Source organism: Shewanella abyssi (genome assembly GCF_023284025.1).
Lineage (GTDB): Bacteria > Pseudomonadota > Gammaproteobacteria > Enterobacterales > Shewanellaceae > Shewanella > Shewanella abyssi.
The window spans coordinates 16869-28679 of record NZ_JAKIKR010000025.1 but is presented as its reverse complement, the minus strand read 5'-3'; the positions used below and the strand labels follow the sequence as shown (position 1 = coordinate 28679).

The 11811-nt window shown below is 48.2% G+C and carries 17 protein-coding genes; 2 read left to right on the top strand and 15 right to left on the bottom strand.

The window, feature by feature from the left end:
• Positions 1–4: 4 nt before the first annotated feature.
• The 15 genes from L2755_RS12220 to L2755_RS12150 form a co-directional block, all read right to left on the bottom strand.
• Positions 5–157: a DUF6890 family protein gene (locus L2755_RS12220; RefSeq protein WP_248980977.1), complete on the bottom strand. Its 153-nt coding sequence runs from the start codon at positions 155–157 to the stop codon at positions 5–7.
• Between the two features lie 41 nt (positions 158–198).
• Complete coding sequence (locus tag L2755_RS12215) at positions 199–465, bottom strand: putative phage tail assembly chaperone (RefSeq protein ID WP_248980976.1); 267 nt, start codon at positions 463–465, stop codon at positions 199–201.
• Positions 462–728 carry a hypothetical protein gene (locus L2755_RS12210; RefSeq protein WP_248980975.1) on the bottom strand — a complete coding sequence of 89 codons (267 nt, stop codon included), beginning with the start codon at positions 726–728 and terminating at the stop codon, positions 462–464. Before L2755_RS12210 ends, L2755_RS12215 begins: the two co-directional genes overlap by 4 nt.
• Positions 725–1294, bottom strand: a complete 570-nt coding sequence (locus L2755_RS12205) for a hypothetical protein (RefSeq protein ID WP_248980974.1) — start codon at positions 1292–1294, stop codon at positions 725–727. The genes L2755_RS12210 and L2755_RS12205 overlap by 4 nt, the downstream gene beginning before the upstream one ends.
• Before the next feature lie 10 nt (positions 1295–1304).
• Positions 1305–1853: a glycoside hydrolase family 108 protein gene (locus L2755_RS12200; RefSeq protein WP_248980973.1), complete on the bottom strand. Its 549-nt coding sequence runs from the start codon at positions 1851–1853 to the stop codon at positions 1305–1307.
• Entirely contained in the window at positions 1850–2053 is a 204-nt protein-coding gene (locus tag L2755_RS12195; protein ID WP_248980972.1) for a TraR/DksA C4-type zinc finger protein, read from the bottom strand. The genes L2755_RS12200 and L2755_RS12195 overlap by 4 nt, the downstream gene beginning before the upstream one ends.
• A gap of 22 nt (positions 2054–2075) precedes the next feature.
• Positions 2076–2525, bottom strand: coding sequence for a phage protein (locus L2755_RS12190; RefSeq protein WP_248980971.1), 450 nt, complete (start codon positions 2523–2525; stop codon positions 2076–2078).
• A 36-nt stretch (positions 2526–2561) separates the two neighbouring features.
• Positions 2562–3665 carry a DUF2586 domain-containing protein gene (locus tag L2755_RS12185; protein ID WP_248980970.1) on the bottom strand — a complete coding sequence of 368 codons (1104 nt, stop codon included), beginning with the start codon at positions 3663–3665 and terminating at the stop codon, positions 2562–2564.
• A 4-nt stretch (positions 3666–3669) separates the two neighbouring features.
• On the bottom strand, positions 3670–4320 hold the full coding sequence (locus L2755_RS12180; RefSeq protein ID WP_248980969.1) for a hypothetical protein: 651 nt from the start codon (positions 4318–4320) through the stop codon (positions 3670–3672).
• A complete protein-coding gene (locus L2755_RS12175) occupies positions 4317–4832 on the bottom strand; it encodes a phage tail protein (protein ID WP_248980968.1) in 516 nt (171 codons plus the stop codon). Before L2755_RS12175 ends, L2755_RS12180 begins: the two co-directional genes overlap by 4 nt.
• Positions 4829–5284: a head completion/stabilization protein gene (locus tag L2755_RS12170; protein ID WP_248980967.1), complete on the bottom strand. Its 456-nt coding sequence runs from the start codon at positions 5282–5284 to the stop codon at positions 4829–4831. Before L2755_RS12170 ends, L2755_RS12175 begins: the two co-directional genes overlap by 4 nt.
• Positions 5285–5431: 147 nt before the next feature.
• A complete protein-coding gene (gpM, locus tag L2755_RS12165) occupies positions 5432–6097 on the bottom strand; it encodes a phage terminase small subunit (RefSeq protein ID WP_248981009.1) in 666 nt (221 codons plus the stop codon).
• Positions 6098–6138: 41 nt separating this feature from the next.
• On the bottom strand, positions 6139–6729 hold the full coding sequence (locus L2755_RS12160; protein ID WP_248980966.1) for a hypothetical protein: 591 nt from the start codon (positions 6727–6729) through the stop codon (positions 6139–6141).
• An 84-nt stretch (positions 6730–6813) separates the two neighbouring features.
• On the bottom strand, positions 6814–7851 hold the full coding sequence (locus tag L2755_RS12155; RefSeq protein WP_248980965.1) for a phage major capsid protein, P2 family: 1038 nt from the start codon (positions 7849–7851) through the stop codon (positions 6814–6816).
• Positions 7852–7900: 49 nt separating this feature from the next.
• Positions 7901–8806 (bottom strand): GPO family capsid scaffolding protein, encoded by a 906-nt coding sequence (locus L2755_RS12150; RefSeq protein WP_248980964.1) that lies wholly within the window; start codon positions 8804–8806, stop codon positions 7901–7903.
• Positions 8807–9018: 212 nt separating this feature from the next.
• Here L2755_RS12150 and L2755_RS12145 point away from each other — a divergent pair, with 212 nt between their 5' ends.
• The gene (locus L2755_RS12145; protein ID WP_248980963.1) at positions 9019–10800 is read left to right on the top strand and encodes a terminase large subunit domain-containing protein; all 1782 of its coding nucleotides are present in this window, start codon (positions 9019–9021) and stop codon (positions 10798–10800) included.
• The gene (locus L2755_RS12140) at positions 10788–11807 is read left to right on the top strand and encodes a phage portal protein (RefSeq protein ID WP_248980962.1); all 1020 of its coding nucleotides are present in this window, start codon (positions 10788–10790) and stop codon (positions 11805–11807) included. Before L2755_RS12145 ends, L2755_RS12140 begins: the two co-directional genes overlap by 13 nt.
• Positions 11808–11811 lie beyond the last annotated feature (4 nt).

Sequence of the window (11811 nt, the reverse complement as noted above, 5' to 3'; positions counted from 1 at the left end):
GTTATTAATTCGCTTTGCCAGAAAAAGCCCTATTCACGCCGTTAGCAGTGACAACTTCAAGGCTTTCCAAGTGGTTCTTATGCAGCCACAGCGCTCGGGCAATGGACTGCTCACTGTCATCTTCGTGTGGCAGCTGATGCCGCCTAATAATCAGCATCTGCTCTAACTGGTTGTTGTCGATTGACTCAACCAGCGCGGTTATTTTTTTACCGCTATTTCCAGCACCGGTGCGAACTCACCTTTTAGCGTGCCCGCTATCTGCACTTCTGCACCAGGTGACTCGGCAAGGATTTTTTTCAATTCATCTTTCTGGGGTTTATCGATGACACGCAGCACAAAATTATGTGAGGCCGCAGTCATAGATCCACCGCGAGAAATAGTATCGATATAATCTGAATGGTCATTCACCGTCACGTTAAATTTAAATTCGGTGTTACCTACGGTAAGTGTGATTGTTTGTTTCATGCTGCATCCTTATCTTTTCGGTTATTAAATAGTTCTTTGAGGTTGTTAAAGCCGTCTTTCATTTGGCGCTCAATTCGGTCGCCCAAATCTTTTACATCATCTTTGGTGGCGTAGGTTTCGGCCACGTGGGTCTTGTGATCACTCAGCTCTTTAGCTGTGCTTTTATGAGCGTTATAGATCGCAATAATCACCGGTACTAGTACACCTAATACCAAACTTAAAAAGGCGATAACAACCATTATCCAAGTGGCAACATCGTTCATTTTGCTTTCCCTATTCGGCTAATGACGTCTGACAATATCGATGTTGGCCGCACGTTAGATACCGCCTGATACTTCTGCTGCTTCTCTTTAGTGCGCATACCAAAGTACGAACGTAGCAATGCGGTTGGCGTACCGAGTATTGCTATCACTAACGGCCAGTTGTCACCAATCGCCACTATGGTTTGGCTGTCACCGTGATACATGGCGACCGCTAAGAACGACACCAACACGATGACCGAGAACGCCACAATTTTTGCCATCATCATTGCGATGGCTGGCCGTGTTGAATGGCCTGTTTTGTCTACATCACCCAAGGCGGTTATCACCTTGGTGTGTTCTTCAATGGCGGTGATTTCAACATCAAACTGTTTGGTTAATACCTGCGCTTGCACCTCTGCGGGCAAGGCCGCAACAGAATCTTGTATTTCAGCGCCTGTGGCTTTATCGCCGAGCTGTTTATCGTCGGGTAAAAACTGATTAACCACTTTTAGAATGGTGTTACCACCGGGGATCACATCGGCTAAAATAGAGGTGCCGACTTTGCCTAGAATGCTTAACAGGTTCATGGCTAGTTCCTTATAAATGCACGATGCGTTTAAGCCAGCCAAACTGGTACTTTTCTTGGCTTTCGTCTTTCACTGCAATGTTGATGCAAAAGCTAATGCGCTGACCACGAATAGCTTCAATGAGTACTTTCAAGCCGCTTTGCTTACGATGATCAATAAATTTGATTAATGCGCGCAGCGTTCGGCTACCCACCACACCATCGGCGGTTAAATCTGGGTACAGTGTTTGGCGGTTGTTGAGTACGTTGAGTACTCGCTGCAAACATTTACCTGCACGGCTAACACCGGAGTTAACCCCAAAATCGAAAAGCTGCTCCGTGAGTACTTCACTTAATGGCTGGATTTCATCCAGCTTTAACGGTGCCCAGTAACGGTCTTGATAGATTTTAAAAGCCAGTTCATAAGGCAGATCATGCATAGCCCCTTTAAAGCCATACTCACGTGCCACTTTTACCGTGACGCCGTACATGGTTTCGCCGCCGCGATCAGTAGAGTCATTCACATAACCGCCCTCACGCTCTATTACCTCGGCTATCAATCTGTTGCGTAATTGGCTCATCGCTTTTTCTCACTTAATGTTTGGCAATCAATACACCGCTCAACACCTGGCACCGCGTTACGCCTTGCTTGGCTAATGTCATCACCACATTCAATACAGTGGTGGGCACTGGGCGCTGCAGGTTTAGCATTCAAGCGCGCTTCTTTAGCTCTAGCCTCTGCACGCACTTCGTGTCTTACCGCTAAATCTGCATCATCCATTACTCGCTTCTCCTAGCTGCACTTACTGTACGATGTGTTCAATTTCATCGGGGCGCAGATACGGCACGCCATCGATGTGGACAAAGTCAGGATCCGTGATATCAAACGGGATTTTAAACAGGCTAGCGCTGCCGCCTTTACTGTCGATATCCAGCAGATCGCTAAGCTTGATACGGCAACCAAAACACTCAACCTTCATTTCATCTTTTGACGTTTTGGCGTAAAACTGAATGTCGAATGTTGGCAATGCACGCCATGAACCGGCTGTTTTTGCTTGCTGGCTAATAAGCGCGAAATTAGCGGCATTGACGGTAATTTCGCCGTTACCCGCGACATCACCGTCGACGGCACCATCGGGCACACCGCCTGTTTGTGACACGCCGCTATTGTCAGTAATCGACACGGTGGCCGCATCAACTTGGATGGCGGTATCACCCATGTGGGTTCTAAAATTCATTCCAGATAAACGCATCTTGTTTTCTCCAATACTTTGCGTGAGTCTTAGCGCTTAAAGAACGCTAAGATCCAACATGATGTTGACGGTGATTGACTTAGGGCTGTTGTATGGACGAACGACCATGGCAATGGTGACTTGCGTTTTAGTCAGCCACACAATTTCGATATCACCCACTTTCGGCGGGGTAATATCGCCAGGGAACGGCACCCCATTTACCGTGGTAGTTTTGCTCATGGCGCGCAGTGGCTTCATAAAGTAGCCTTTATTCAGCTCAATGCTGGCAGGGCTAGAATTAAGAATGCGATTGGCCACACGTAAGATGGCGCGAATACGCACTTCGCGGCTGGCTTTGTGCACCACCCGCAGGTTTTCAATCACCTGATAATCACCGCCCTCTACTTCTAATGTCGAACCGTCACCCCAATACACGCCTGCCACATCGGGATACCACTGCGGCACACTAAGGCGCGCTTTAGCTAAGGTGTTAAGCGTTGCCAGTGACAGTGGGGTTTCATCGGTAGCCGCTGGCATAATGCCAAGCCCCGCGACCGAGCCTGTGGCCACGCGCATCGGTGAATCAGCAATACTCACGCTGCGGTTACACAAGCGGCCCGCAAGCACACCAACGTTATTGCCGTTAAGTTGCGGCACTGGCACCACTAATGGCAGCGCTAGGCCTGCAACCAGTGCGGCTAGTTTGGCTTCGTACTGCGGCCATGTTTCTAATTCTGCGATACCAGGCAGCGCAACGATGGCTGAACACCAACGACCATGTGAGCCTTGCAGTGCCAGTACCAAATCAGAGGCTTCGCTAATTTTTTGCGCGGTTGCTTGCACGTCACAGACAACTATGGTTTCAAAGCTCTGTACTTCATTAGCATGGTCAATGGCGGTAGCAATGGTTTCATCAGCGGCTAACGGGTAAGCCGCTGCCGTCCAGTTTTGGCCCGCATTCAGTTGCGCGGCAATAAGCTGAGTACGTAGGTTGCTATCAACAAACATCGACTCAAGATCACTTTGGGCATTGAGCGAGAACAGCTGGCTGGCCTCTTCCGCTTTACCTGCTAAACCGACAAACAGAAAGTGGCGCTCAATGGCTTGCACCTCACCCTGTGCTTGGTTTTGGTTGTTTACGGTAACGTTACCTAATGGCATGGGGTTATCCTCTTGTTTGGCTTAATAGTTTGGCTAATTCGGTTTGCACATTGGCAGGCGTATCACCTAAAAATGGGCGCGGGGAGACTTGAATATCCCAGCTTGATTCCGCTTTGGTACTGCGTAATGTGCGTAGCACTAACCCCGCTTGGCCAAGTGTCATGTTTTCCATAATCTCGGTGATAGTTGCGCGACGGTAACGGTTACCTTTGCCTTTACGGATTCTATAACCCGACCTTGCTAATGCTTTTGCTTGGCGTCTCGTACATGGTCCTTTGTAATCTGGTACACCATTGCGCTTCTTGGCTTGTTTGGCGGTGTACTTTTCAATACCACCTTCCTGCTGAAAAGCAGCCACTCGACCTGTTTGGGGCGACTTATGCTTAAGCTCTAAGCGTTTAGCACTTTTGACATACGGCTCTAATTTTCTGGTCATTTTCTTAAGCATTTTGGCTTTGCGGCCATCGGCTCTAGCGACAAACTTGTGCCCATCAACCGTGCTTTGTTTACTAATACGTTTACGTGCTTTTGCACGTTCAAAACGACCAAGTGTTTTTAAAATCCGAGTGCGCTTCTTGGCTGGTAATGTAAGCATGGTTAACTGGTCTTTTACCGTAAGCGCATTACGGCTATTGGGCGTAATCACTAAGCTCATGCGTCACCCGCAATAGATACATGGGTTTCAATACTGTCGGCAATATTGAGCGGCACCAGCGACACACGATAACGGCCACCATTAAATTTCACGGGCCCTGTGTCATCGGGGATCAGCTCGATGTCATCGAGGAGTTCGACTTCTATCAATACGGTGGTGGTGTCTTTGCTTTCCATATCAATATCGATATCAGGATCCGCTAAATCATAGGCATCACGGGGCCAGTCGCTATCAAGCAGATAAGCCGCCACCATGGCCAATAAGTTGTACGGGTTAATTTTGCGGTGCGGAAAATCTTCTAATGCAATCACCGCGCTGTGCTTCCATTTGGCCACTTCAAAACCGCCAGCGCCTTTGTCTTCACCGCTCAAAATCAGAGTGCCGCGCTCTTGCCAGGCATCAATGTTATTTGCCTTAATCACCGGCGACAGGCTAGCGAGTAAAAACTCGGTTAACTGCTGCAGCTGGGTTTTAGTTTGCGGTGCGTTTTGTTGTGACGAGTCAGTACTCATAATGAATGCACCCCAACACGGTCAAGGCCGAGTAATAAACGAATGCCGCGACTACTTTGGGCCAAAATGGTGTCTTGCTGCTCTGGGTCTTGCGCCTTATTATTGCCGGCTTCTTTCTGGTCGACTGCAGAAAAATAGCCCAATAGATCAGCATGGCTGCGGGCATAAACAGCGCCGCGATAAATGCTTATCTGTATTTCAGTAAAGTTGGGGATTAAACCAATACCTAGGGCGAATGGGACATCCTTGTCGGTCTCTGCAATGTACTCGGTTAACTGCTGCTGAATTTCAGCAACACTGCGATTGAGTGAGTCAGCAAGCGCTTGTTCTTCAAAGGTTTCAGGTATGCGGCGATGGGTGCGAAATTCACCCGACGACAGCGCAGGCCAGCCACTGTCTTTGTCGATAGCAATGCTATCTGCTTCACCTGCATTAAACCCAAATCCGCTCATGCTTGCTCTCTTAAATGCCGCTCAGGGCTGTTACCAATAACAACCGTTTAAATTAGGTTCAGTGCAGTTGGCGTCACAGTGGTTATTAGCGGTCGCCCGTTAAACACTCAGCCAGTGCACTGGAGGGGTGGGAGTCGGTCCCTTGCGTTAGTTGCCTTGTTCTTGCGAACCGTTCTCTTGCGAACCATAGGCTTCTAGCGCACGTATTCTCATTTCAATCTTGTTGCGTACCGTTTTTACTTGGGCATGCTTATGCAGGTTGGCGGCTTTCTCCAATAACGCATCAGCTTGCTGCAGGCGGTCAATGTCACCCACTTGGGTTGGCTTAATGTCGCCGTTCGTTGTGCGCAGTAATGCCAAACCTGCGAATTTGTAATACTTGGCGGTAACTTGTTCCGGCAGTTTCCAATCGTTAATAACCCGCTTAAATACCTGGCTGAAAAACGGCTCAATGCTGTGGCCGTTTTCTGCTTGCACTTCCGCCCAATCGAACACAGCATCGCTAATAAACCCAGCCCATTGGCGGCGAATGGCGCGCGCCATAGGTTGGCGTAACTCGATAGCTTTGAAACCGAACTCAAGTGCTTGGCCGAGATCATCAATGTCAAACAGCCAAATAATGCAATAAGCAAAAATAGGGTTATCACTAGGTTTATCATTGCCTTTGTCCTTATCAATTTCAGTTTCAATTTCAGCTAAATAGTCGGTGACAATCGGTAGCCATTTGGGCAGTAACACATCACGTTTGTGGGCGACTTTATCCGCCCGTCTTGCAAACCCTTTGAGGCGTTTTAAGTCGGCCTCTAGCTCTATCAGCTGTAAATGCAGGCTTGGCGCATGCTGCGCATCACCGGTTAGGCTGACTTGCTCGAGCTGCTTTTTTGCGTCTCTTTCTTCGCGCCAGGCGAGGATTTTGGCGCCGCCGACGGCTTTTTTAATTCGGTGGTCGCTTCTTTGAGTTCAGCGGTTACATTGGCAATATCATCAGCGCTATAAGCCAAATCGTTAGTGGCTTCGCTAACGTCACTTGCTGCGGTATCGATGGTTTCAGCGGCTTGGTTTACGTTGTCAGTGGCGAGTTCCACGTTTTCAGCTGCATGGTTAACACTTTCAGCACTCTCGGTGAGTTCGGTCTTAATCTCACTAATGACAGCAGTCTCACTAATATCAGTAATTTTGCCATCGCTATCAGTGGTCACTAATGCCGTTACGCTTTTGTCTTCACCAGAGGCAAGATCAACGTGAATTTCCATTTCAACAAATCGTGCTTTTTGCTCAACAGCGACACTCCCCTTTTCGATCGCTTCTGACTCTTCGCAACCGAGTAGGTATGCCAATAGCGTTAATGCTTCGTTGGCTGGCACGGGCGTTGCTGCGGTGTCTTTGTGATCATGTTGAGCTTTTTCAGCAGCACGGCGTTTTTTGAAATTGGCAATAGCACTCATAGCAATATCCTTGATGATCTGGTTTTTATGCTTAAACGGTAAAGAGGTTCAGGCACTCAGCGAGTGCCTGATAGTGGCTAGCCTTTACGCAGGCTGTGCACCAATAGTCATTAACTCTTCGTCAACGGCCGCATACGCTTCATACTCTTCAATCGCATAACCTTCGTTTCGCCAGTATTTATCTTCATGCTGCTTGCGGTCTTCGCTGTTTTCAGACTTACGTGAAGAGGTATTTTTCTGGGTGTAAAGGTGCAAGTTAGAAAGCGGCGTAACCACAATACGTTTGCCAGGGAAGAACGGTGGCGTGTAGGCTTTTAAGCCGCCAATCGACTTATCCATTTGCTGGGCGGCGACTTTCTCAGTGGGTTTATCTGCTAGGTTCATCATCTTGATTTGCGCAGCGGCGACTAAATCGCTACCAACTAACACAACTAAGCGCGGGTCGTTTCGCATTGATGAATGAATTAACGACAAGCGAAGATCAGTCACTATCGCATCGAGTGTTTTATACTCGTTTGATTTTAGCGCTTGAACGTCGGCATCAGGATTGAAGTAAATAGCTTCACCCATAACTTGATCCGGTGCGTTGTCTTTAACTAACTGATGCCAGCCTTTATTAACGTCTTCGCCGTTAGGGTTTGCTTCAGGATCAGTATCACCAACAGCAATTGATTTACCATTGAAACCAATGCGGATCATATCGAGTGCAAAACGCTTGGTTGCATTCGATTTCATCAGTGTTAAAAACTGTTTGGGATTACCACTATTTGCCCATGTTGATAGCAAGCTCCATTTCAGCGCTGCAACAGAATCCGTTTCTGTTAGTGCGTAAGTAGAGGCCTGAATACTTTGACCACTACTAAATCGACCGTCAGTTTTGCGACCTGTGGCAATACCATAGTCACCCACTTTAACCACTTGGCCTTGCAGTTGATCAACTTGTAGTGCGGTGATCATGCCTAAAAAATCAACTGACTCTAGTAATGCACCGCGCAGCTTAATTTCAAGTGGTGCACTGACGTTAAATTGCTTACTAGCGTCAGCTACGCCATAAGCTTTGGCTATTCCCGCTGAATATTGTGGAAGTAATTTAGCAGCGGCTTCGTTTAATATTTGGCTCATAGTACTTTTTCCGTTCTGAGATTCGTTAAGGCGTTAATTACGCGCCAAGTTAAATAAAGTCGATGCTTTCGCCTTGCCCTGCGGGATCAGGCTCTTGGCCACCTGTTTCTTTTTTTAGCGCAGCAAAATCCGTGCTTAGGCTTTCGGTTTTAGTTGCGATGCCATCAACTTTGCTCATTAGTGCTGAGAACTGTTCGCCAGTGATCCCGCCTGTTGGCTTGTCGTCACCCGGTGGATCGCCTGCGGGGCTATCATCACCTGGTGGGTTATCCGCTGGCTTTTGGCTAAACGTTGCAACCTTGGTTTCCAGTTCATCCACCTTGCCGCCGATCCCATCGACTTTATCCATTAACTGCTGAAACTGTTCTTTGTTCATTGGTTGTTCCTCTTCGATATCGGGTGCCGCTTCAGGCGTGTTATTTCTGAAAAATGCTTCAAGCACGCCAAACAACCGGCTTTGCACCGACTTGCTATTTGTATCTTGAATAAAGTCTTTAAATTCGAGGGGTTCTAACTGGCTGTATTCGTGTTCGGTATCCACCGAGCCGACCGAGAATTTAAGGCGGGTAGTGCCTGTTGAGGCTGGCGAGTCGGTTACCGCAATACCTTGTAGGTACGCTTTACCCGTGCCTTGGTAGTCAGTGTTTGGTTCAATCGACATAAACAGCTTTTGGCCGTCTTTGTTGGCTTCTAATAGGTAATCATTGGCGGTGAGTTTGACGTATAAGCGCAACTTACCATCGGCGCTGGCTGCTTTAACTTCGTCAACAGAGCCCCAGTTTTTACCTTCAAATGGGCCCCACGTTGAGCGGAAATGTTCAGGCCAGATCATGGCGGTGTATTCATCAACTGAATACTGCGCGGCCATATCTTTAATCCAATCTTTGGTAATAGTGCGACCATCAACGGTGGCACCCTCGGTTGCCGCTATTACCCAGCCTGTCTGTTTACCCATTTTGGCTACCCACTCCGCACGTTGTTATTCGATATTAACTAGATATTGCAGGCAGCATAGCCAGCTAAAACCGTGCTGGCACTCGGTTTGATTCTGAACAATTCGGATACAGGGTGTTATCCGAATCTAGCCGAACATAAGTCCGTTATAGCCTTGGAATAGTTGAATACACTGCAGGAAGTTTTCATTGATACGAGTGCATTTTTAGCCCTATGGCTTATTCTCCCGAACTACGCGAGGCCGCAAAAAGGCTCTATTTAAGACGCTGGACGCCAGATGAGATCCGCGACGAACTCAACCTGCCAAATACGCGGGTGATCTACTTTTGGGCGGATAAATACAGTTGGCGCGATATGCTGCGCGAAGAGGAAGTCGACGAGGCTATTGCTCGGCGCATTGTGATGCTGACTGACATACAAGATAAGTCAGGCGGGCAAATTAAAGAACTCGACATGCTGATTGAAAAGCATGTGAAGCTTAAAAAGCAACGCTTAATCAGTGAGGGCCATTCGTTCGGGGCCAATAGCAGTAATAAAAGCAGCAAAAATAGTAAAGGTGGCGATCAGCACAGTGAGTCTGCGCCAAGCAAGCGTAAAGGCCGTAAACGTAAGAATGATGTTAGCCATTTAACTGAGGAGGATTTTGCCGCCTGGTACGCCTCTTTATTTGAATATCAAAAAGTGATGCATGAAAACTTGCATCGTCGTATTCGTAACATTCTTAAATCTCGTCAAATTGGTGCTACTTACTACTTTGCTGGGGAAGCATTCGAGCAAGCGGTATTAACGGGGGATCCGCAAATATTCCTATCAGCCTCTCGCTCACAGGCCGAAGTATTCCGCACCTATATTGTACAAATCGCCCAACAGTTTTTTGAGATTGAATTAACCGGTAACCCGATTGTGCTGCACACCAAGCATGGCGATGCAGAGCTGCGCTTTTTAAGTACCAATAGCAAAACCGCCCAGAGTTACCACGGCCATGTGTATGTCGATGAATACTTCTGGATTGGTAAGTTTGATGTGCTTAATAAACTGGCCTCGGCCATGGCCACCCATAAGAACTGGCGCAAAACCTACTTTTCGACCCCATCAACCAAAGCCCACCCTGCATATTCATTTTGGACGGGGGATCATTGGCGCCAAGGTAGAAGTGAGCGCGAAACCGTAGAGTTCCCCACCTTTTTAGAAATGCGCGACCGTGGCCGATTATGCCCAGACAAACAGTGGCGTTATGTAGTCACTATCGAGGATGCATTACGGGGTGGTTGTGAACTGTTCGATATCGACGAGCTGCGCGACGAATACAACGCCGATGATTTTAATAACCTGTTTATGTGCATCTTTGTTGATGATGCCGACAGCGTGTTTAAATTCAGCGACCTTGAAAAATGCATGGTTGATGCTGCACGTTGGCAGGATCACAAACCGAAAAATACACGGCCCTTTGCTAACCGTGAAGTGTGGCTAGGATACGACCCGTCACGCACCCGCGACAATGCCGCGCTCGTAGTGGTGGCACCAGGCGAAAAGAAAGGCGAAAAATTTAGAGTACTTGAAAAACACTACTGGCGCGGTTTGAACTTTTCGTACCACGTTAGTGAAATTCAAAAAATCTATGCCCGCTATAACGTCACCTACATTGGCGTAGATACCACTGGTATAGGTGCGGGGGTATTTGACTCTATCAATACCCTATTCCCACGCGAAGCCACCGCGATTCATTACAGCGTATCGAGTAAAAGCCGCTTGGTATTAAAAATGATTGATGTGATTGAGGGCGGTCGCCTCGAATGGGATGCCTCGCACAAAGACATTGCCATGAGCTGTTTATCTATCCGCCGCACCGTCACCGACACGGGGGGCGCCATTACCTTTAAAGCCAGCCGCGACAACACCACAGGCCACGCCGATGTGTTTTTTGCCATCAGCCATGCCGTTATTAATGAACCGTTAAACCACGCACATCAAAGGACATCAACATGGTCGATGTAACGCAAGCCGCTAACGATGAAACACACATCGATACCGAACCAACAACTAATTCGCCCGTGGTATTCAGTATGCCCGAAACCGTGATGCCCAACATGTGGCTCACCGACTATGACTCACTGTATTACAACGATGGGGATCAATACTGGGAACCGCCCGTTGATAGACACTTGCTGGCAAATTTAACCCGCCGTAATGCTCAACATGGCGGCATAGTGCAAAGCCGCGCCAATATGGCCGCGAGCCGTTTTACCTCTGGCGGCATGAGTGCCCAAGAGGTCACCGCGACCTTTTTAAACCTGGTGCAGTTTGGTGATGTAGCCTTGCTCAAGATCCGTAATGGATTTAGGCAAGTGGTGCGTTTATTCCCACTGCCCAGCTACCGCACCCGCGTGGGTAGCGATGGCGGCGCAGTGGTACTTGAACGTGATAACCAGTTTAAGCGTTATAAAGCCAAAGATATTATTTGGGTGCGCCAGTACGATCCTGTGCAACAAATTTACGGTTGCCCCGATTACCTCGGCGGCTTGCAAGCTGCGCTACTGAATGAAGACGCCACGCTGTTTCGCCGTAAGTACTACATTAACGGCGCGCACATGGGCTTTATCATGTACGCCACCGACCCGAACCTGGACCCGAATGTTGAGCAAGACATTAAAGAGAAGATCCAAGATTCTAAGGGCGTAGGTAATTTTAAAAGCCTGTTTGTGAATATTCCCAACGGTAAAGAGAAAGGACTGCAGATCATCCCCGTGGGCAACTTTGAATCGAAAGATGAGTTTATGAATGTGAAGAACGTGTCTGCCCAAGACGTACTTAACGCCCATCGCTTTCCACCCGGGCTTGCAGGCATTATCCCCGCCAACACAGCAGGCCTTGGCGACCCCGCAAAATACGATGCGGTTTACTTTAAGAACGAGACTAAGCCGCTGATCAACAATTTAGTCGATGCCGTGGCCCGTGATGCAGAGGTGGGCGGCAAGTTGGAGTTGGTGTTTGATTTGGAGTGATAAC